General features: G+C 72.7%; 14 protein-coding genes, 1 pseudogene and 1 riboswitch. Of the genes and pseudogenes, 6 read left to right on the top strand and 9 right to left on the bottom strand.

The features are described 5' to 3' along the window. Window positions 1–74 precede the first annotated feature (74 nt). On the bottom strand, window positions 75–1,418 hold the full coding sequence (gene cobG / locus ACZ5PB_RS13550; RefSeq protein ID WP_468690895.1) for a precorrin-3B synthase: 1,344 nt from the start codon (window positions 1,416–1,418) through the stop codon (window positions 75–77). A 56-nt stretch (window positions 1,419–1,474) separates the two neighbouring features. Then, a riboswitch (cobalamin riboswitch) is annotated at window positions 1,475–1,624 on the top strand. Window positions 1,625–1,686: 62 nt separating this feature from the next. On the opposite strand from cobG, the gene cobN reads away from it, so the two are divergent. After that, window positions 1,687–5,286, top strand: coding sequence for a cobaltochelatase subunit CobN (cobN, locus tag ACZ5PB_RS13545; protein WP_468690893.1), 3,600 nt, complete (start codon window positions 1,687–1,689; stop codon window positions 5,284–5,286). A 46-nt stretch (window positions 5,287–5,332) separates the two neighbouring features. Here the strand turns inward: cobN and ACZ5PB_RS13540 are convergent. Together ACZ5PB_RS13540 and ACZ5PB_RS13535 are read right to left on the bottom strand one after the other, a co-directional pair. Beyond that, window positions 5,333–5,728 (bottom strand): annotated as a pseudogene (locus ACZ5PB_RS13540) (hypothetical protein); the annotation flags it as partial. A 134-nt stretch (window positions 5,729–5,862) separates the two neighbouring features. Continuing rightward, window positions 5,863–6,471 carry a hypothetical protein gene (locus ACZ5PB_RS13535; RefSeq protein WP_468690668.1) on the bottom strand — a complete coding sequence of 203 codons (609 nt, stop codon included), beginning with the start codon at window positions 6,469–6,471 and terminating at the stop codon, window positions 5,863–5,865. 63 nt (window positions 6,472–6,534) lie between these two features. Between ACZ5PB_RS13535 and ACZ5PB_RS13530 the strand changes: the two genes are divergently transcribed. Then, complete coding sequence (locus ACZ5PB_RS13530) at window positions 6,535–7,596, top strand: PucR family transcriptional regulator (RefSeq protein WP_468690666.1); 1,062 nt, start codon at window positions 6,535–6,537, stop codon at window positions 7,594–7,596. A 219-nt stretch (window positions 7,597–7,815) separates the two neighbouring features. After that, complete coding sequence (locus ACZ5PB_RS13525) at window positions 7,816–8,577, top strand: hypothetical protein (RefSeq protein WP_468690664.1); 762 nt, start codon at window positions 7,816–7,818, stop codon at window positions 8,575–8,577. Window positions 8,578–8,673: 96 nt separating this feature from the next. On the opposite strand, the gene ACZ5PB_RS13520 is transcribed toward ACZ5PB_RS13525, so the two are convergent. From ACZ5PB_RS13520 to ACZ5PB_RS13500, 5 genes are all read right to left on the bottom strand, one after another. Further along, the gene (locus ACZ5PB_RS13520; RefSeq protein ID WP_468690892.1) at window positions 8,674–10,611 is read right to left on the bottom strand and encodes a bifunctional metallophosphatase/5'-nucleotidase; all 1,938 of its coding nucleotides are present in this window, start codon (window positions 10,609–10,611) and stop codon (window positions 8,674–8,676) included. A 282-nt stretch (window positions 10,612–10,893) separates the two neighbouring features. Beyond that, the gene (locus ACZ5PB_RS13515; protein WP_468690662.1) at window positions 10,894–11,637 is read right to left on the bottom strand and encodes a DsbA family protein; all 744 of its coding nucleotides are present in this window, start codon (window positions 11,635–11,637) and stop codon (window positions 10,894–10,896) included. A 171-nt stretch (window positions 11,638–11,808) separates the two neighbouring features. Then, entirely contained in the window at window positions 11,809–13,608 is a 1,800-nt protein-coding gene (locus ACZ5PB_RS13510) for an ABC transporter ATP-binding protein (protein ID WP_468690660.1), read from the bottom strand. Then, window positions 13,605–15,407 carry an ABC transporter ATP-binding protein gene (locus ACZ5PB_RS13505; protein WP_468690657.1) on the bottom strand — a complete coding sequence of 601 codons (1,803 nt, stop codon included), beginning with the start codon at window positions 15,405–15,407 and terminating at the stop codon, window positions 13,605–13,607. Before ACZ5PB_RS13505 ends, ACZ5PB_RS13510 begins: the two co-directional genes overlap by 4 nt. 102 nt (window positions 15,408–15,509) lie before the next feature. Beyond that, window positions 15,510–16,085, bottom strand: a complete 576-nt coding sequence (locus ACZ5PB_RS13500) for a class I SAM-dependent methyltransferase (protein WP_468690656.1) — start codon at window positions 16,083–16,085, stop codon at window positions 15,510–15,512. Between the two features lie 55 nt (window positions 16,086–16,140). Between ACZ5PB_RS13500 and ACZ5PB_RS13495 the strand changes: the two genes are divergently transcribed. Further along, window positions 16,141–16,902: an AraC family transcriptional regulator gene (locus ACZ5PB_RS13495; protein ID WP_468690654.1), complete on the top strand. Its 762-nt coding sequence runs from the start codon at window positions 16,141–16,143 to the stop codon at window positions 16,900–16,902. A 47-nt stretch (window positions 16,903–16,949) separates the two neighbouring features. On the opposite strand, the gene ACZ5PB_RS13490 is transcribed toward ACZ5PB_RS13495, so the two are convergent. Next, complete coding sequence (locus ACZ5PB_RS13490; RefSeq protein ID WP_468690652.1) at window positions 16,950–17,723, bottom strand: SDR family NAD(P)-dependent oxidoreductase; 774 nt, start codon at window positions 17,721–17,723, stop codon at window positions 16,950–16,952. 173 nt (window positions 17,724–17,896) lie between these two features. On the opposite strand from ACZ5PB_RS13490, the gene ACZ5PB_RS13485 reads away from it, so the two are divergent. Beyond that, window positions 17,897–19,987 carry a serine/threonine protein kinase gene (locus tag ACZ5PB_RS13485; RefSeq protein ID WP_468690650.1) on the top strand — a complete coding sequence of 697 codons (2,091 nt, stop codon included), beginning with the start codon at window positions 17,897–17,899 and terminating at the stop codon, window positions 19,985–19,987. 54 nt (window positions 19,988–20,041) lie between these two features. Beyond that, window positions 20,042–20,728, top strand: a complete 687-nt coding sequence (locus ACZ5PB_RS13480; RefSeq protein ID WP_468690649.1) for a phosphatase PAP2 family protein — start codon at window positions 20,042–20,044, stop codon at window positions 20,726–20,728. Window positions 20,729–20,746: the final 18 nt, after the last annotated feature.

Raw genomic sequence — 20,746 nt, 5'->3', positions numbered from 1 at the left:
TGGGGAGTTGAGTGGTTGTCGTGGGTACGGGGAAGTCGTGGGCAGGGGGGATGCGGAGGAACGGGGCGAGCGTGTCAGGCGTGCTGCCCGCGTGCGGCGGCCACCGCGCCGGACAGTGCGGGCGAACCGTCGGGGACGGTCACCGGGGCGTCCGCGACCCCGCCGCGTACGACGGAGATCCGATGCCCCTCGGGGGTGGCGACCACATCGACCCAGTCGCCGTGCGGATGCCCGCACCTGCGCGAGCACCCCGACCAGTGCACGGGCAGCGCACCCACCGGACCGGCCACGGCCGCGGCCGTCGCCCGTACGTCGGACAGCGACTTCGCGCAGCCGGGCTGCCCGATGCAGGCCCCGACCCCGCTCCAGGGCGACCGGTCACGGGTGATCAGACCGGCCGCGTCCAGCGCGTCCAGCAGCCCGTCCGCCTCCTGCCGTGCCACGCCGGGGACGACGACCCCGCGCCACGGCGTCAGCCGCAGGGTGCCGTCACCGTGCCGCCCGGCGGTGTCCGCGAGCAGCCGCCACTGCGCTGCGGTGATACGTCCCAGGGGTACGCCGACGGACAGCGCGGCACCGGGCCCGGCCGCGCCCGTGACGACACCGAAGCGCGGGGCGGCGGCCTCGGCGGGCCGGGGCGGGCCCGCGACACGCGTGGCCTCGACACCGGCCGCACCCAGCTCCCGTACGACCGCGTCCAGGAGCGGATCGGCACCGTCCGCGAGGTCGGCCACCCGCCACACCCCCGCGTCCCGCGCCCGCTCCAGGAAGGTCTCGGCCGCGACGAGCGCCGCCCGCGCCGCTTGCGCGTCCGGCACCCGTACGGCATCGGCCGCCGTACCGATCCGCAGCACGGCCCGGCCGCCGGAGTGCGCGAGCAGCGTCACGTCGGCGCCCAGCGCGTCCACATCGCCCCGGCCGTCGTCGAGCGCGAACAGGAACCGGCCCGAGAGCCGCGTCGCCCGCTCGCTGCCGCACAGCAGCGCGTCCAGCTCGGCCAGCCACCGGCCGACGTCCCCCGCGCCCAGGCCGTCGAGCCCGGACAGCGGCGACGCCACGATGTTGCGTACCCGCTCATGGCGTTCGGACGGCAGCAGCCCCGACTCACCGAGCAGCCCGGCCAGTTCGCCCCCGCAGTCGGAGGGCAGACCGCGGAGCTGGGCATTTCCGCGAGAAGTGAGGTGAATCTCACCATCGCCCAGCCGGTCCGCCAACTCCCCGAGCACCTCGGCCTGTCCCCGGGCGAGCACTCCGCCGGGCAGCCGTACCCGCGCCAGCGCCCCGTCGTCGGCACCGTGCAGCCGCAGGGACCCCGGGCAGGCATCGCCACCGGTCCGCCCGGACCCCGTACCGGAGGCTCCGGGCGGGGTCGGCGAAGTGGCTGGTGGGGGCGGGAACTGGGACATGGCGGCGAGCATACCGACCGACGGGGGACTGCTGTTCGACACTGTGTGCGGTCCCCTTGACCAGGGGCCCTAATATGCCTGGTGGCGGGCGTTCGTGCTCGTCGTCGCCACCGAAGGCGACAGGGGAGGAAGCCCGGTGGAACTCCGGCGCGGTCCCGCCACTGTGAGCCCGGCCACCGCCGGGCGAGTCAGGAACTCCCCTGCCCGAGCCCCGGTTCCCCCGGAGCTCACCACCGACACCGCCCGGGGCGTGGACACCCCGAGGAAGGCACGACGCCGCATGCTCCTGCTCCTGTCGACGTCCGACACCGACCTGCTCAGCGCCCGCTCCTCGAACGGCCCGGTCGGTTACCGCTTCGCCAACCCTTCCCGGCTCGCCCTCACCGACCTGCCCGGGCTCCTCGACGGTGTCGACCTCGTCGTCGTACGCCTGCTGGGCGGGGTCCGCGCCTGGCAGGACGGCCTCGACCAGGTGCTCGCCACGGGCCGGCCCGTCGTCGTCCTCACCGGTGAACAGGCCCCCGACGCCCAGCTGATGGCCGCCTCCACCGTCCCCGTCGGCATCGCGGCCGAGGCGCACGCCTACCTGGCGCACGGTGGCCCCGCCAACCTGGAACAGCTGGCCCGCTTCCTCTCCGACACCGTGCTCCTCACCGGCCACGGCTTCGAGTCGCCCGCCCCCGCCCCCTCCTGGGGCCCGCTGGAGCGCACCGCCCGCGAGGACATCGAGGGCCCGACCGTCGCGGTGCTCTACTACCGCGCCCACCACATGAGCGGCAACACCGCCTTCATCGACGCCCTCTGCGGCGAGATCGAGTCCGCCGGAGCGCGCCCGCTGCCGCTGTACGTGGCCTCCCTGCGCACCCCCGAGCCCGAGCTCATCGAGGAACTGCGCGCCGCCGACGCCATCGTCACCACCGTCCTCGCCGCGGGCGGCACCCGCCCCGCCGAGGCATCGGCAGGCGGCGACGACGAGTCCTGGGACGCGGGCGCCCTCTCCGGCCTCGACGTACCGATCCTCCAGGCGCTCTGCCTGACCTCCTCGCGCGGCGACTGGGAGGACAACGACGAGGGCGTCTCCCCGCTCGACGCCGCCAGCCAGATCGCCGTCCCGGAGTTCGACGGCCGCCTGATCACCGTCCCGTTCTCCTTCAAGGAGATCGACGAGGACGGCCTGCCCGCGTACGTCGCCGACACCGAGCGCGCCGCCCGCGTCGCCGGAATCGCCGTACGCCACGCACGGCTGCGGCACATCCCCAACGCCGAGAAGCGCGTCGCACTCGTGCTCTCCGCGTACCCCACCAAGCACTCCCGCATCGGCAACGCCGTCGGCCTCGACACCCCCGCAAGTGCCGTCGCCCTGCTGCGCCGCCTCCAGGCCGAGGGCTACGACTTCGGTACGGAGGAGGTGCCGGGACTCGTCTCCGGCGAGGGCGACGAGCTGATCTACGCGCTCATCGAGGCGGGCGGCCACGACCAGGAGTGGCTGACCGAGGAGCAGTTGGCCCGCAACCCGGTCCGCATCCCGGCCGCCGACTACCGCCGCTGGTACGCCACCCTGCCCGCCGAACTGCGCGAAGCGGTCGAGCAGCACTGGGGCCCGGCGCCCGGCGAGATGTTCGTGGACCGGTCCGCCAACCCCGAGGGCGACATCGTGCTCGCCGCCCTGCGGCACGGCAACCTGCTCATCCTCATCCAGCCGCCGCGCGGCTTCGGCGAGAACCCGATTGCGATCTACCACGACCCCGACCTGCCGCCCTCGCACCACTACCTCGCCGCCTACCGCTGGATCGCCGCCTTCGCCGACGACAACGGCTTCGGCGCCGACGCGATGATCCACCTCGGCAAGCACGGCAACCTGGAGTGGCTGCCCGGCAAGAACGCCGGACTCTCCGCCGCCTGCGGCCCCGACGCCGCCCTCGGCGACCTCCCCCTCATCTACCCGTTCCTGGTCAACGACCCGGGCGAGGGCACCCAGGCCAAGCGCCGGGTGCACGCCACCCTGGTCGACCACCTGGTGCCGCCGATGGCCCGCGCCGACAGCTACGGCGACATCGCCCGTCTGGAACAACTCCTCGACGAGCACGCCCAGATCGCCTCCATGGACCCGGCGAAGCTGCCCGCGATCCGCGCCCAGATCTGGACGCTCATCCAGGCCGCGAAGCTCGACCACGACCTCGGGCTCGAAGACCGCCCGGAGGACGAGGGCTTCGACGAGTTCATCATGCATCTCGACGGCTGGCTCTGTGAGATCAAGGACGTCCAGATCCGCGACGGACTGCACGTCCTGGGCGGGGCCCCCACGGGCGAGGCCCGCGTCAACCTGGTCCTCGCCATCCTGCGCGCCCGCCAGATCTGGGGCGGCACCGCCTCCCTGCCCGGCCTGCGCGAGGCCCTCGGCCTCGACGAATCGGCCGCCCAGCGCACCGCCACCGACGAGATCGAGGAGCAGGCCCGCGTCCTCGTCCAGGCGATGGAGGACCACGGCTGGGACGCGTCCGCCGTCGCCCGGGTGGCCGAAGGACACCCCGCCGCCGTCGCCGACATCCTCGGCTTCGCCGCCCGCGAGGTCGTCCCGCGCCTCGGCGCCACCACCGACGAACTCAGCCACACCGTGCACGCGCTGAACGGCGGCTTCGTCCCGGCAGGACCCTCCGGATCCCCCTTGCGCGGCCTGGTCAACGTCCTGCCGACCGGCCGCAACTTCTACTCCGTCGACCCCAAGGCCGTCCCCTCCAAGCTGGCCTGGGAGACCGGACAGGCCCTCGCCGAGTCCCTCCTGACCCGCTACCGCACCGACAACGGCGAGTGGCCCACCTCCGTCGGCCTGTCCCTCTGGGGCACCAGCGCGATGCGCACGGCGGGCGACGACATCGCCGAGGCCTTCGCGCTGCTCGGCGTCCGCCCGGTCTGGGACGACGCCTCGCGCCGGGTCACCGGCCTGGAGCCGATCCCCGCCGAAGAGCTCGGCCGCCCGCGCATCGACGTCACCCTGCGCATCTCCGGCTTCTTCCGCGACGCCTTCCCGCACACCATCGGCCTCCTCGACGACGCGGTGCGCCTCGCCGCGTCCCTCGACGAGCCGGCCGACGTCAATTACGTGCGCGCCCACACCCAGGCCGACCTCGCCGAGCACGGCGACGAACGCCGCGCGACGACCCGCATCTTCGGCTCGCGCCCGGGCACGTACGGTGCCGGACTCCTCCAGCTCATCGACTCCCGCGACTGGCGCACCGACGCCGACCTCGCCGAGGTCTACTCGGTCTGGGGCGGCTACGCGTACGGCCGCGAGCTCGACGGCCGCCCGGCCCGCGAGGAGATGGAGACGGCGTACAAGCGCATCGAGGTGGCGGCCAAGAACACCGACACCCGCGAGCACGACATCGCCGACTCCGACGACTACTTCCAGTACCACGGCGGCATGGTCGCCACCGTCCGCGCACTGAAGGGCAAGGCCCCCGAGGCGTACATCGGCGACTCCACCCGCCCCGAGACGGTCAAGACCCGCACCCTCGTCGAGGAGACCTCGCGCGTCTTCCGTGCCCGCGTGGTCAACCCGAAGTGGATCGAGGCGATGCGCCGCCACGGCTACAAGGGCGCCTTCGAGCTGGCCGCCACCGTCGACTACCTCTTCGGGTACGACGCGACGACCGGCGTGGTCGCCGACTGGATGTACGACAAGCTCACCGAGACGTACGTCCTGGACCCGGTCAACCGCGAGTTCCTCAAGGAAGCCAACCCCTGGGCCCTGCACGGCATCGCCGAACGCCTCCTGGAGGCCGAGTCGCGCGGCATGTGGGCCAAGCCCGACCCGGCGATCCTGGACGCGCTGCGCAAGGCGTACCTGGAGACCGAGGGCGACCTGGAGGGCGAGGACTGAGAGGTACGGGGTGGGGGCAGGCTTGGCGGCCCCCACCCCGTGACCGTCAGCCGGGCCGCTGCCCCGGCCCCGCCGCCCGTACGATGGCCGACTCCACGGCCGCCAGCCGGTCCGCGAGCAGCCCGAGAGCGGCCACCGCCCGGCCGAGCCCGTCCCCTTCGGCGCCGCCGAGCGCCCGGTCGCGTACGTACCCGGCGGTGACGGCGAGTACCGTCGCCCGGACCGTCAGCAGGTGCCGCAGCACGGCCAGGATCCGGTCCAGCTCGGTGGGCCCGTAGGGGTGGACGAGCCGGTCGGCCCGGGCGGCCGGGTCGCCGTCCGCCAGCCGCACCAGCAGATCCAGATCGGCGCGCTCGCGTCCGGCCAGCGGGGCCAGCACCGGGTGCGAGGTGAGCGCGTTCTCCACGAAACTCGCGGCGAACGCCTCCTCCTTGCCGGTGAGCGGAAGAGCCGGGTCAGGACCAGCAACAGGCCTACGGCCACGAGCAGTACGACGGCGCCGAGCACGACGGCGCCGAGCACGACGGCGCCCACGGTGATGGCATCCATGGGAGAGCTTCCTTACCCGCTATCGCGTCAGGCGCCCGGCAGGAGCTCAGGTCCGTACGGGGCGGCCCAGAAGAACTCGCCGTCCTCGTCGTACGCGTAGAGCAGCGCGGTACTGCCCAGCGGCAGCGGGTCGGCCCCGAACTGGCGCACCTGCACCACGGCCGTCGAGCCGTCCGTGGCGGAGACCTCCGCCTGGCCGAAGCGCGCATCCACCCGCCCCGTGCGGATGGTGCAGGTCCGACCGACGAAGTCCTGCCGGGACGGCCCGGGTTCGTCGGGGAAGAGCCTGGCCAGCAGGCGGGTGAGCAAGCGGGTCAGCAGCCAGGCGACGACCAGGGAGACCAGCAGCAGCGCCATGTTGAGCAGGTGCCGCCCGAGACCGAGGACTCCGGCCCGGCCGATCAGGGAAGCCCCGCTCAGGCTCACGAACCAGCCCAGCGAGATCAGCAGCGAGGCGGCCACCGACACGGGCACACCACCGAGCCCGAGCGCCCCGCCGCCGCCGAGCTCGCCGTCGAAGCTGTCGTGGCTCACGGCCCCCCACAGCACCAGCAGCCAGAATCCGATGCCCCCGCCCGTCGCCTCGGCCCATCCTGGACCGGGCGCACACCCGTTCGCATTGCCGTGGACCGGCAATCTTTATGATTCCTTGATGCCGGGTGCTGCCGGCGGCCGAATACGAACGACGAAGGAGAGAGCGTGACGGACCAGGGAATCCCGGCGGAACACCTCGACGGGTACGCCCGGATCCTGCGCGACGCCTGCGCCACCGGCAGAAGGCTCACCCGGGGCGAACGTGAGGCGCTGCGGGGCCGGGGCGAACGGGCCTCCGAAGCCGGCATAGGCCTGCGCGCCCTGGTCCGCGCCCACCTCAACGCGGCGAAGGGCGCCAGCGAAGGCATGTCGCAGCGGGAGACGGCACATCTGCTCGCCGCCGTCGAGGAGGCGGTGGACGCCTTCGCCGAGGGGCACGAGCGGGCCCAGTACCTGGCGGTACGGCAGGAGGAAGCGGCCCGGCGGGAGTTCATCGACGACCTGCTGTACGGCCGCAGCGACCTCGGCCGCCTCGCCGAACGCGCGGAACGCTTCGGTCTCCTCCTCTCCCACGCCCACGCGGTCGCGGTGGCCCAGGGGGCCGACCCGTACGAGGACGGCCATCCGGTCACCCGGCACGTCTGGGAGGCGCTGGTCGCCCGGTTCGGCGACCGCCGCATCCTCCTCACCACCAAGGACGGCCGGCTGATCTGCATCGCCCCGGCCGACCAGGCCGACGTCCTGAGCTACTTCGCCAAGCAGGCGCACGCGGCCACCGACGGCGGTCTGGTCGCCATCGGCCGTGCCCATCCCGGTGCGGGCGGCGTCGTCCACTCCTACGAGGAGGCCCTCAATGCCCTCGACCTGGCCGCCCGCATACACCTCGAAGGCCCGGTGCTGCACGCCGCCGACCTGCTGGTCTACCCCGTACTCACCCGGGACCGGCAGGCGATGGCCGACCTCGTGGGCAGTGTGCTGGGCCCCTTGGAGCAGGCCCGTGGCGGAGCTCAGCCGCTGATCGACACGCTGACCGCGTACTTCGACACGGGCTGCGTCGCCGCCGAGGCCGCGCGCCGCCTCTCGCTGAGCGTGCGCGCCATGACGTACCGACTGGACCGCATCCACAAGCTGACCGGCGCCGACCCGGGCGACCCCGTCCACCGCTACACCCTCCAGACGGCGGTGGTCGGCGCACGGCTGCTCGGCTGGCCGGAGCAGGAGCTCTGACGGAGCGGCGGGTCCGGTTCCGGTGAACCCCGACCCCCTGATCGGACGCACTCGCGCCGCCCGTCGGCAATTCGGAGAAACGCAAGGCCAGCGGGCCCGCAGGGTGCCTCCGACGGCACAGATCCATCGCTCGCGGTAATCGAAATATTGCGCTGAGTCACCCTGGTTCGGACGGTGGAAGAGAGCACCACCCACTCTCCTTCCGAAAGGACCTTCTTCATGCGCATGTCCCGGACCACCGGTCTTCTCGTCTCGACCGCAGTGTGCGGCGCCCTCGCCCTGGGCTCCGCGGGCCCGGCTTTCGCCGCCGTCAGCGCGCCCTCCGCCGCCGCCGACGCCTCCGTACCCGTACCTCCGATCCCCGGCGCGGACGCGCTCACCGCGCAGGCGAAGGTGCTCGGTGACCTCACCGTCGTTCTCAAGCCGGTCGCCGACCTGGTCAACGCCGTACTGAAGGCGCCGGGCGGCAAGCTGCCCGCCGCCGACGCCGCGAGCCTGGGCAAGGCCGTCGAGGAAGCCATCGCCAAGGCGAGCAAGGCCGCCCCCAAGGCCGGTGCGCCGGTCGACCTCAAGGCGAAGGCGCTGGCCGACCTCCAGGCCGACGTCACCGCGCTGCTGAAGGTCGCGGTGACGGGCGACCCGGCGAAGATCGCCGCCGCCGTCCAGGCCACCCTCACCGCGAGCGTCAACGTCCTGGTGAGCATCGTGCTCGGCGGCGGCCTGCCCGCCGCCGACCTGCCCGGCCTCCCCAAGCTGCCGAGCGTGCCGGGTGTCCCCGAGGTCCCGAAGGTGCCGAGCGTTCCCGGTGTGCCGAAGGCGCCGGCTGTGCCGAGCGTCCCGGGCGTGCCGAGTGTCCCGGCTGCGCCGAGCGTGCCGAACGTCCCGGCTGCGCCGAGCGTGCCGAGTGTCCCGGCAGCGCCGAGTGTCCCGAGTGTGCCGAACGTCCCGGCTGCGCCGAGCCTGCCCGGAGTGGGTGGCTGACCGTACGTCAGTGAGTGAGCCGCAGTCCTCGCGACCGCGGCGCCGAGGGCCCGTCGGCCGACCGACGGGCCCTCGGCGATTTGGCTCGTCCCCCTGTCAGCAGGGCGGCCGGAACCCGCCGTGCCGCACCGCGTGCGGCCCGCCCGCCGTCACGATGGCCGCCACCGACGGCGGCAGTGCCGTGCCGTCCTGCCGTACCGGAACAGGCGGGTCCGTGACCTTGCCCGCCCCGGCGCCGCCCGCTCCGGCACTCCGCGCCGTCGCGTTCTTCGCCGTGACCCGGTCCAGCGCGGACGGCGTCAGCACCCGCTGCCCGCGCACGAAGGCGATGAAGCTCTCGAAGTCCCGCTGGTGCCGGTAGGGCTCGCGGTACGTGGTCAGCGCCGGGTAACCGTCCATCCCCAGCAGCGTGTACGAGGCGGTGGCCAGCCGGTAGTCCCGGTCGAGCCGCAGCGGCGCCCCGTCGATCCGCACGTCCGCCGGATCGACCCGGTCACCCACCGCACCCGCCGCGTCGAACGAGTAGCGGACGTTGCCGGACACCGCGAGCGGCGCGAACCGCAGCGCCCCGTCCGCCCCGGTGGACCACTGCTGCTCCAGCGCGTCGTGGAGCTGCTGCCCCGTCACCTTGACGCACACCGTCGGGCAGCCGTAACCGATCGCCCGCCACGCCTTCCCGAACGCCACCGCGTCGTCGCCCGAGGCCGGCACCAGATCGCCCCGGACGAAGGACTGCCCGACCGTCGGCGCGAGCGGTACGAGCGCGAGCTGCGCGGGCGCGAAGGGGTGGACGTTGGAGTCGTCGTACGACGGCGCCGGTCTGCGCGCCGCCCACAGCGCCCAGTCGGCGGCCAGATCACCCATGGTGCTCTGCCCGACGGCGTTCCTGGTACGGGTGAAAGGCCCGCGCTGCCGCCCGATCCGGCTGCGCTCCCGCTCGGCCGCCTGCCCCGCCCAGTAGTCGGCGATCTCCTTCAGCTCCCGGTGCGGGGCGATGTCACGGGAGTTGGGATGGCTGGTCGACACCGTCAGCTCGCGGACGACCTTCCCCGTCCGGGGATCGAGCCGCAGATTGATCTCGTTGATCACCTGCCCGTGGAAGCCCGCCTCCACGAACGGCCGGGGCACCCCGTTGGGGTCGGGCACCATCATGTTGAACCGGCAGTGCCAGTGCCCGGTGACGATGGCGTCGATGTCGGGGGAGACCTTCAGCGCCAGGTCGTAGGCGGGCCCCGAGGGGTCGCTGCCGCTGTTGAAGTCGGCGCCCGCGACCGCGCCGTCGTGCATGCTGAGCACGATCGCGTTCACCCCGCGCGCCTTGAGCAGCTTCGCGTACCGGTCGGCGGTGGCGATCTCGTCGAGCGTCCTGAGCCCCGGATGGAACGAGTTGGGGAACAACTCGGTCCCGATCGCGGTGAGATGGATGAACCCGATCGGGATCCGCCGCCCGCCGGGCCCCCGCACCCACTCCACGTGGTACGGCGGCAGCACGGTCCGCCCGCCCTTCGCCCGTACGACATTGGCGCTGTAGTAGGGGAAGTTGGCACCCCGGAACCTGCGCCCGGTCGAATCACGGAACCCGGTGTCCTGGCCCACGACCGGATACACCCGCCCGTCCAGCATGTGATCCACCAGGTTCGCGGGCGACTTGTCGAACTCGTGGTTCCCGGCCGTGGCGAAGTCCAGGCCCATCCGGTTGAGCGCCTCGACGGTCGGCTCGTCGGAGAACGCGGCGGCGTCGAACTCCCACCCGGAGAACAGGTCCCCCGGCGCGAAGAACAGCGAATTGCGCCGCCCGTCCCGCAGCCGCTCCAGATGGGCCCCCATCGCGGCGACCCCGCCCACGGTGTACTTCTTCCCCCCGTTGCCGACGATGACGGAGTCACTGCCGGTCGGCCCCTGCAAGTACCCGTGCAGATCAGTGATGTTGAGCAACTGCACGTCCACGTACTCGTGGGCGGTGGCGGCATCGCGCGCCGCATCGGACGCGTAGGCGGGAACCCCGAGAGCGACGGTGGTGGCGAGGCCGCCCATCGTGGTCAGGAAGGCCCGGCGGCCCGGGTCGCTGTTACGTGAACTCGGCTGCTGGACACGGCTGTTGCGCGCTGTGGCGCTACGAGTTGTCGTCACGCGTCGATGGTGCTTACACCAAGGTGAAGCCCACGGCAATCAGGGGCGTCACCGGCATGGCAGCGCCACGGCGGCCCCATGAACCACGCGACTGCACCGCAGGAAACCCCCTGACTTCAGCGCACGCGCCCCACGTGGCTTGACCGCGCGCGCCCCACGTGGTTTCACCGCGCGCAGGCCGGTGGTTCAGCGCACGCCGGAGCGCTGGAGTTCCTTCTCGAAGCCGTCGGCGGACAGCATCGCCTCGTTGTCGGTGACCTTCTCGCCGTCGATGCGGACACTCGGCACGCTGGTGTCGCCGTTCGCCGTGAAGGCCGCCTGCGCCTTCGCCGTCCAGTCCTTGTACGTGAGGTCCTTGACCGCGCGGTCGAACTCGGGGCCGCGCAGGCCCTTCACCTGGTCGGCGATCTTCAGCAGGTGCTCGGTGCCGAAGGCCGTGCCGTGCTCCTCCGACTGGCTGGCGAAGACCGCCGCGTGGAACTCGGCGAACGCGCCCGAATCCACCGACGCCCGCATCGCGTTGGCCGCCCTGGTGGAGGAGCCGGCGGTGCCCCGGTCGAGGAAGCTGGCCACGGTGTACTCGGCCTTCACCCGGCCGTCCGCCACCGCCTTCGCGAGGGCCTTTCCGCCGCCCGCCTCGAACTTGGCGCACCAGCCGCACTGCGGGTCGACCGCCACCGTGACGGTGTGCGGGGCGTCCGGCTTGCCCACGACGATCGTCACGCCGTCGGCCGCCATCTTCGACGGAAGCCCCGACAGCACCTCGGCGTCGGCCGGAGCGTTGACTTCCTGGGCAGTGGTGGACAGCTCCACCTTGCCGTCACCGGGATCGGTGCCCGAGGAACAGGCGACCGCGGCCACGCCCAGCAGGACGGTGGCCACCACGGCGGAGGTGCCGCGACCGGCACGACGTACGGACTTCGCCTGCACGGCGGACTCCCTCGGAGACGGACGGAAAGGAACGGGCGCGGCAACGGGCGCAGCGCAAGGACCGGGCCCCGTCCCCTGGACGCTACGTTCCGATCCGCTCCCGCCGGGCCGCCGTAAGTCCCTTCCCACAGGGCCAATCGTCCCGACTCGGCTCCTCAAGGCGTCTGCCTCTCAGGGCGCCTGCCCGTTCCAGGAACGCCAGAGCGCCGCGTACGGACCCTGCGCGGCGACCAGTTCGTCATGGCTGCCGAGCTCGACGATCCGGCCCGCCTCCATCACGGCGATCCGGTCCGCGTCGTGCGCCGTCTGCAAGCGGTGCGCGATCGAGATCACCGTACGGTCGGCACGCACGGCCGCCATGGCGCGTTCCGCGTGCCGTGCCGTCGTGGGGTCGAGCAGTGCGGTCGCCTCGTCGAGGATCAGCGTGTGCGGATCGGCCAGTTCCACCCTGGCGAGGGTGAGCTGCTGGGCCTGCGCCGCATCGAGCTGGACACCACCGGCGCCCAGCCGGGTGTCGAGCCCGTCCGCCAGCTCCCGTACCCAGTCGGCCTCCACCAGGGCGAGCGCCGTCAGCATGGCGGAGTCGTCGGCGTCCGGCGCGGCCATCGCGAGGTTCTCCCGCAGGGTGCCCAGGAACACGTGGTGCTCCTGGGTGATCAGGACGATGCGCTTGCCCAGCGCACCCGCCGCGGCCAGCGCCGCGACCGGCACCCCGCCCACCGTGACCGACCCCGTACGGGGAACGCCCACCCCGGACATCAGCTTGCCCAGGGTCGACTTGCCCGCCCCCGAAGCCCCCACCACCGCGAGGCGCTCACCGGGCCGCACCGTCAGATCGACACCGTCCAGCACGTCGTGCGTACCGGAGTACGCGTACCGGACCCCGGACACCTCGATACGGTCGTCGGCGGGCCGGCGCGCATCGGGCGCGGTCTCCTCGGGGACCAGCCCCACGCCCTTGATGCGGGCGAACGAGGCGCCGCTGCGCTGGAGTTGCTCCATCCAGACGAGCACCCGGTCGAGCGGGTCGACCAGCTGCCACATGTAGAGGCTGCCCGTCACCACCACACCCAGGCCGACCCCGCCGTCCAGATAGGCCAGACCCCCCACCAGGAGGATCAGCGCCAGCGGCAGCGTGTGCGCGAATTCGGTGACCGGGAACAGCACCGTCCGCAGGTACAGCGTGCCCCTGCCCGCCCGGTACGCCGAATCGATGGTCCGGTCCGAATGCCGCACCCGGCTCTCGCGCAGGCCGAACGCCTCGACCGTACGGGCGCCCTGCGCCGTCGCGTTCAGCCCTTCCGCCACGTCGGCCGAGGCCGCGCCTTCCGCGAGGTAGGCGTCCCTGGCCCTGGCGAGGTACCAGCGGCCGACCCACCACACGAACGGCAGCCCGACCAGCGCGCACAGCCCCAGCAGCGGATGCAGCACGAACACCGCGACGAGGATGAACAGCGCCTGCACCCCGGCGAGGAACACGTCCGGGGCCGCGTTGCGCAGCGTCGAGGCCACAGTGCCGACGTCGACGGTCGCGCGCGTCACCAGATCGCCGGTGCCCACCCGCTCGACCACCCGGGCGGGCAGGGCGAGGGTCCGCTCGACGACCTCCTCGCGCAGCCGGGCCAGGGCGCGCTCGCCGAACCGGTGGGACTGGTTGCGCGCGTACCGGGTCAGCACCAGCTGGGCGACGGCGAACCCGACGACGCCCAGCGCCAGCAGATCGACCTGGGAGGCGGTGATGTCACCCTGCTCGACCCGGCCCACGATCCGCCCCAGCAGCCACGGGCTGCCGAGCGCCGCGAGCGAGGCGAGACAGGTCAGGACGATGATCACGGCCATCGCCCGGCCGTCCGCCCTGAGCAGCCCCCAGCCGGCCCGGCGCGCCGTCGCGCTGTCGGCGACTGGCAGCTGCGGGGTCTCCGATGCGGTGCGCGAAGGGTGCGAGGTGTGCGAAGCGTGCGAGGTGCTCATCGGCCGGCTCCTTCCAGGGTGGGGACCGGTTCGTCGTCCGCGCCCCGGAAGACCAGCGCCCGGTACGCGGGCTGCCGCGCGAGCAGTTCACCGTGGGTGCCCACCGCGACGACCCGCCCGTCCACCAGGAACGCCACCTGCTCCGCATGCCCCAGCAGTAGCGGCGACGTGGTGACGACGAGGGTGGTGCGGCCCTGGCGGGCGGCGTTGACCCGCTCCGCGACGGTGGCCTCGGTGAGCGCGTCGAGCGCCGACGTCGGCTCGACCAGCAGCAGCACCTCGGGGTCCGCGAGCAGCGCACGCACCAGCCGCAGCCGCTGCCGCTGGCCGCCGGACACGTTCAGGGCCCGGTTGCCCAGCCGGGAGCCGAGCCCGTCCGGGAGCGCCTCGACGATGTCCTCGGCGACGGCGTCCCGCAGCGCCCGCTCGATCTCCGCGTCCGAATGCGCCCCCGCCGACACCGCCTCGCGGACCGGACCGCTGAAGACGTACGTGTCGTTGTCCGCGAGCAGCACGCGCCGCCGCACCTCGTCGAGCGCCATCCCCGACAGCGGGACACCGCCCCAGGTGACCTCGGAGTCCGTGTAACGGCCCAGCCGGTCGACCACCGCGCGCACCTCGTCGAAACGCGCGCTCACCAGGGCCGTCGTACGCCCGGCCGGAACCACCAGACCGGAGGCAGGATCGTGCAGATCGGCGGGGCCGGCCGGTCCTGGCACCAGGGTCGCGCGGTCCGCGACGTCGGGCTCCATCGCCAGGATGCGGGTCACCCGCCCCGCCGAGACGAGCCCGCGCGGCAGGTCGTCGGCGCCCTCGACGAAGAACGTCACCGGCGGCAGGAGCGCGGCGACGTATCCGTACACCGCCACCAGCTCGCCCACGGTGATGGCCCCACTGGCCGCCATCCGCGCCGCGATCCAGGTGACCAGGGCGAGGAAGAGGACCGGCAGACAGGCGCCCAGGGACTGCACCCAGCTGGTGAGCGCGGCGACCCGGTAGCCGTCGGCGAGCAGGGCCCGGGACCGCTCCCGGTAGCGGCGCGCGAACACCGCCTTGCCCCCTATGCCGTTCAGCACGCCCAGACCGGTGACGACGTCCACGGCCTGCGCGGTGAGTTCGCCCTGCTTCTCCCGGTACGTTCCCTCCGCGCCGTGCAGCTTCCCCAGCAGCGGGCCGACGGTCACCGCCAGCAGCGGGACCCCCAGCAGCACCACCAGCGCCAGCAGGGCGGAGATGCGGAACAGCAGCACGGCCGCGGCGGTGTAGGCCAGTACCGCACCCACACCCGGACCCGTGATGGTCAGGGTCTGGGCGATCCGCCCCATGTCCCCGGCCTGCAGATGGGTCAGCTCACCGGCCGACACCTTGCTCGGCAGCGCCGCCCCGAGCCGGGTGATCTGGCGGACGACGACCTGCACCGTGCGGTAGGCGGCGTCGATCCGGATGAGCGTCATCGTGCGGTGGCGCAGGATCCCCAGACAGGCGATGACCGCACCGACCACGAGGATCAGCACGACCCACAGGACCAGCTCCCCGGTGTCCCGCCCCTTGAGGCCGCTGTCGATCGCCCTCGACATGAGGTACGGCGGCAGCATGAGCGCACACATCCACGAGCTGCCCCACAGGGCGCCGGTGAGGACCCGCTTGGGCTGCATCCTGACCAGCCACCACAGGAAGCGTGCCGGACTGCGGAAGTCCGGTGTCCCCGGATCGGCGTGGGGGACCCGGTGCGCACGAGCGCGCGGGTCCGATCCCTCGACCACCTCGACTCCGTCGACTCCTTCGACTCCTTCGACCATGGTGGATTCCCCCCGAATCGGCTCGGCGAGCAGGCGTCGCGCTCCGTCATCTGATCATGACCGGTACCGGGCTTTTCCGTCGGGTGTACGAGAAGAGGCTGTTCAGGCCCGCCCCGGCGCGGGCGGCTTGTGTGCCGAGAAGGTCATCCCCTGGCCCACCCGGAGCGTGATGTCGACGTACCCCAGCGTCTGAAGCCGTACGAGGAAGGCGGCCGGCTCCACCGGGTGGTAGACGTCGCCCTCGTGGAAGTCGTGCAGCTCGGTGCTGGCGAGGCTGTCGGCGCCGACCAGCACCCCGCCGGGACGCAGTACCCGCAGCAGCTCCGCCAGCAGCCGGTTCTGGAGAGCGGTCGTCGGCACGTGGTGCAGCATCGTGAACGAGGCCGCCGAGTCGAACGAGTCGTCGGCGAACTCCAGGGACACCCCGTCACCCCGCAGGACCTCCACGTTCGTCCCGGCGTACCGGTCGGCCAGCAGCTCCGCCGCCCCGGCATCGACCTCGACGGCCACTACCCGCTCCACCCTGGTCCGCAGCCACTCGGTCGTCGCACCGGGACCCGGCCCCACCTCCAGCAACTCCCTTCCCAGTTCGGCCCGTTCGACAGCGACGGGCAGTACGTCGGTCCGCAGGAATTCGGCCCACTCGGGGGTCGCGCACAGCTCGTGGTTTCTGTTCATGCCCGCAACGCTAGGGACCGCCGACACCGCCCGGAAGGACGTAGCCTTCCACCCCATGTCGAGAAACGGACACGACGCCTCACGCGTCCTCATCGGTACGTTCCCGATGCCGGTGGGGACCCGGTTCAACCGGCACACCCACCCGGTGCACCAACTGGCCTGGGCGTCCAGCGGCACCCTCACCGTCGAGGCGGACGACCGGACCTGGGTGCTGCCGACCACCCGGGCGCTGTGGATCCCGGCCGGGGTGCCGCACGAGGTGCTCTCGGCGGGGCGCAGCACGATGCGCTCCCTCTACCTCGCCACCGCACCGACGGGCATCCCCGGGCCGTGGACCGCACCGCAGCCGGTGGAGGTCCCCGTACTGCTCGCGGAACTCATCCACTTCCTCGACGACCGCGACCTCCCCGCCGAACACCGGGCGCACGGCGAGGCGTTACTGCTCGACCTGCTGGTGCCGGTGGCCGTGACCACACTGGCCACGCCCCTGCCCGCCGACCCGCGCGCCCGCGAGATCGCCCGGCTCCTCATCGACGAACCGGCCTGCGCCCTCTCGCTCGACGCCCTGGGCCGCCGGGCCGGAGTCTCGGGGCGCACCCTCGCCCGGCTGTTCCTGTCCGGCACCGGAATGCCCTTCGGACGCTGGCGCACCCTCGCCCGCCTGAACGCGGCACTGCCCGCCCTGGCGGCCGGCGAACCGCTCAACCGGGTGTCACGGTCGGTCGGTTACGAGACGGTCAGTGCCTTCGTCGCGGCCTTCCGACGCGAGACCGGCACCACTCCTGGCGCCTACTTCCGCCCGCGCCGGCCCCAGTAGCCTCCCCGCCGCTGGGGCCGGCGCGCGCAACGACCGCCGCTACGGCGTCAGTTGGAGGTCAGTCCGCCGTCCACGGCGATCGCCGTACCCGTCGCGAACGAGGCGCGGTCGCTGCACAGCCACAGGGCCGCCTGTGCGATCTCCACCGGCTCCGCCATCCGCTTCTGCATCTGCCGGGCGACGAACGCCTCCTCCAACTCCGGTCTCGCGGCAACCACTTGGCTGATCATTTCCGTTCGGGTGGTGCCCACGACGAGAGTGTTGATGCGGATGTCGTGCGCGGCGTACTCGGCCGCGGCCGCCCGGGTCATGCCGAGGATCGCGTGCTTGGCGGCGACGTACGGCACGGGCGCTCCGGTGGCCACCATGGCCGCGGTGCTGGCGGTGTTGACGATCGCGCCCTTCTTGGCCCCGAGCATCACGGGTATCTGGGCGCGCAGGCAGTTCCAGGTGCCGCGTACGTTGACGTCCATGGTGCGGTCGAAGACGTCGGGGGCGAGCTCGTGCAGGGGGGACAGGTCGTCGCCCGCGTAACCCGCGTTGTTGAAGGCCGCGTCCAGTGCGCCGAAGTGCTCCACCGTCGCGTCCACGGCGCGCTGTACGTCGTCGGCGACGGAGACGTCACCCGCGCTGACGGCGGCCCGGCCGCCCGACTCCGCTATCTCCCGGGCGAGTTGCTCCAGTGTGTCCTTGCGGCGGGCCATCAGCAGGACCGACGCTCCCTCCGCGGCGAACAGCCGGGCCGCCGCCTCCCCGATCCCGCTCGACGCGCCAGTGATCATTACGGCCTTGCCGGCCAGCATTCCCTCGTTGTCACTCATGCGGTGAGTAAAGCCGCTGCGGACCCATGATCACAGCCCTTTGTGATCACGAGCTCTCGCACCGTGCGCGACCGGAACGGTCCCTGACGATCCGTCGGATCACTCCGCCGTCCTGCCGTAGGCTGAACACGCGTTCATGACACGCCTGTTGGTCGGAGTCGCTTGGGGGGCGAATGCGGGCGGGAGAAGTACTGAACGGCCGGTACCGGCTGGAGGAACGGCTCGGTGCGGGTGGCTTCGGCGTGGTCTGGAAGGCGTACGACCCCCAGGTCCAGCGGGTGGTGGCCGTCAAGGTCGGGGTGCCGAGGTCGGCGGGCGAGGCCCTGCGGATGGTCCAGGAGGCCAGGCTCAACGGCAGCCTCCCGCATCCGCACATCGCGACCGTGTACGACTTCGGCGAGACGGAGCGCGACGGCGAACGCGTGCTGTACCTCGTCATGGAGCTCATCGAGGGCGAGCCCCTGTCCGCGACGCTCGACCGGGGGCTCCCGCCGCTCGCGGACGCCCTGGAGTGGGCCGCCCAGATCTGCTCGGCACTGGGCGCCGCACACGACGCGGGAGTTGTCCACCGGGACATCAAACCCGCGAACGTCATGATCACACCGGCGGGCAAGGCCAAGGTGCTGGACTTCGGCATCGCCCGCGAGCAGGCCGCGGCGGCCCGGCTGACCAGTGAGAACACCATCATCGGCTCGCTGCCGTACCTGGCGCCCGAACGATGGACCAACAAGGGCGTCGACGGACGCGCCGACCTCTACGCCCTGGGATGCGTGCTCCTGGAACTCTCCACCGGCCAACTCCCCTTCCAGGGCGGGGAATGGCAGGAACTGTGCGTCCAGCACACCACTGTTGACCCCCCGCTACCGAGCACCCTGAGACCGGGCCTGCCCGCGGCCCTCGACGCACTGGTGGCAGAACTACTGTCCAAATCCCCCGCCGACCGACCGGATCACGCACGCGAGGTCGAAGACCGCTTACGAACCCTCCTGACGACCTCGACGCCGAACCTCGGCGCGGCGCCGGTGCCCGACCCGACGACGACCGGCGGCAAGCCGCCGACGAGCGGCAGCGGTCAGGTGGTGGCGGGCAGCGCCTCGGCGACGACCGACGGCACGACACCGACGACGGGCAGCGGTCCGGCGGTGACGGGCAGTGGGTCGGGAGCGACGGGCGGCGGTGGTCCGGTGGTGGCGGGCAGCGGGCCTGCGGCAACCGGGAGCGGCTCGGCAGCGACGGGCGGCACGACGCCGACGACAGGCGGCGGGCCTGCGGCTTTTGGCGGCGGTTCGGTGGCGACCGGCAGCTCCTCGGTAGCGACCGGCGGCAGGCCGCCGACGATCGGCGCTGGGCCGGTGGTGGCAGGCAGCGGCCCGGCAGCGCCCGGTAGTAGTCCACCGACCGTCGGCAGCGGTCCTGTCGCGACCGGTCGCGGCCCGGCCGCGACCGGGGCGCCACCCCCCGCGCCCAGAGCCTCTGCCGTTCCGCGTTCGCGTCGGCTTCGGCGCACCCTTCTTTCCGGTGTTGCCGTCGGCGCGGTGAGTGTGGTCGCCGTTGCCGTCTGGCAGTTCGTGCCTCCCGGCGGTGAGAAGGCCGATCAAGGGGCCAAGCCGGGGGCCTCGCCCGTTATCGACCGGTCTCCGGGCGCGCCCGACGCGCTGGGCAAGGGCAGCCCCACTCCGGCACCCAGTAAAACGGCGACCCCCAGCGTCCCGCCCGCCACCACGCCCGTCGCCGACCCCGTACCGGACGCGAGTCCTTCGCCCAAGCCGCGTCGGTCCTCGGCCAAGCCCAAGCCCAAGCCGCCCCGTCCGGCGCCGCTGCCCACCGGCTGGTTCCGGTTCACCAGTGCCGCGACCCGGATGTGCCTCACCGTCCCCGACGCCAGTACGGACGCCGCCGAGGGCCTCGTACAGTCCAACTGCGGTGTGGGTCAGGAGCAGTTCTGGCGGCTCACGGAGGAGGAGCGGGGCAGCGCGGGCCCGGTCTACTCGATCCGCAACGGGAACAGCGACCTCTGCATGTCCGTCGACGCCGCCCGCAAGGAGGAAGGGGTGGTCGTCACCCAGTACCTGTGCGGCGAGGGCGGTGGCGGCCTCTTCCCCGACCAGTACTGGAGCTTCCGCTACAACGGCACGTACCGCGCCTGGCAACTGGTCAACAGGAACAGCGGCAAATGCGTCGCCGTGCGCGAGGGCGGCGGCGAGCTCGACCAGGCGCTCCAACTCGACTGCGGCGGCGACGCCTGGCTCCTGTGGCGGACCTGACCGCCGGTGCAAAATTACGGGGTTTCCCGACAAGGCTTGTGCGAAAGGGCGTTGATGAGAGTGACAGCCGTGCTGCCCCGGTCGTTACGCGTGTGGCTCGGGCTGATCGCGGCCCTCGGCACGCTGGCGGTCGTCGTCCTCGGGGCCATGTACGCGGGCCACGGGCAGCCGGGATCGCTGGACGCCTGGATCCTGCGGGCGGTGGACGACCCGCGGCCGCCGTGGCGGCGCGTCGCGCTGGCCATCGACTTCCTGGGCGAACCCGCAGGCGCGGCGACGGTGGTCGCGGTCGCCGTCGCGGGCTGCCTGCTGCTGCGCAGACCCCGTGCCGCCGTGCTCGTCGTGGTCGCCTGCGGAGCGACCGTGGTGACGACGACGCTGCTCAAGTACCTGGTGGGACGCACCATCCACGGCCCGGAGAACCTGTCCTACCCGAGCGGCCACACCGGCTTCCTCACCGCGCTCGCCGCCACGGTGGCACTGCTGGCCGCAGGCCGGTACGGCCTCGGCAGAGCGGCCGGTACGTTCCTCGTGCTCGTCGCAGCGCTGTCGGCGGGCGCCGCCATGGCCTGGGCCCAGGTCTCGCTGGGCGCGCACTACCCGACCGACACCTTCGGCGGCTGGTGCACCGCGCTGGCGGTGGTCCCGGCGAGCGCGTGGCTGATCGACGAGGTGGCGGACAAGGTGGGCGACAAAGTGAGGGACAGGAGGGCCGACACCGTTCGCCCCGGCCCTCGCTGACACCGCGTCACCCCACGC

The organism is Streptomyces sp. NPDC032721 (genome assembly GCF_055579625.1).
Note: the sequence above shows the minus strand (reverse complement) of the source record. Positions and strands in the feature narration are given on the sequence as shown.

Bases quoted from the DNA above. Each gene is read 5' to 3' on its own strand.
- cobG (WP_468690895.1), bottom strand. From the start codon at position 1,418: ATGCTCGCCGCCATGTCCCAGTTCCCGCCCCCACCAGCCACTTCGCCG.
- cobN (WP_468690893.1), top strand. From the start codon at position 1,687: ATGCTCCTGCTCCTGTCGACGTCCGACACCGACCTGCTCAGCGCCCGC.
- ACZ5PB_RS13525 (WP_468690664.1), top strand. From the start codon at position 7,816: ATGCGCATGTCCCGGACCACCGGTCTTCTCGTCTCGACCGCAGTGTGC.
- ACZ5PB_RS13520 (WP_468690892.1), bottom strand. From the start codon at position 10,611: ATGGGCGGCCTCGCCACCACCGTCGCTCTCGGGGTTCCCGCCTACGCG.
- ACZ5PB_RS13510 (WP_468690660.1), bottom strand. From the start codon at position 13,608: ATGAGCACCTCGCACGCTTCGCACACCTCGCACCCTTCGCGCACCGCA.
- ACZ5PB_RS13505 (WP_468690657.1), bottom strand. From the start codon at position 15,407: ATGGTCGAAGGAGTCGAAGGAGTCGACGGAGTCGAGGTGGTCGAGGGA.
- ACZ5PB_RS13500 (WP_468690656.1), bottom strand. From the start codon at position 16,085: ATGAACAGAAACCACGAGCTGTGCGCGACCCCCGAGTGGGCCGAATTC.
- ACZ5PB_RS13495 (WP_468690654.1), top strand. From the start codon at position 16,141: ATGTCGAGAAACGGACACGACGCCTCACGCGTCCTCATCGGTACGTTC.
- ACZ5PB_RS13490 (WP_468690652.1), bottom strand. From the start codon at position 17,723: ATGAGTGACAACGAGGGAATGCTGGCCGGCAAGGCCGTAATGATCACT.
- ACZ5PB_RS13485 (WP_468690650.1), top strand. From the start codon at position 17,897: ATGCGGGCGGGAGAAGTACTGAACGGCCGGTACCGGCTGGAGGAACGG.
- ACZ5PB_RS13480 (WP_468690649.1), top strand. From the start codon at position 20,042: ATGAGAGTGACAGCCGTGCTGCCCCGGTCGTTACGCGTGTGGCTCGGG.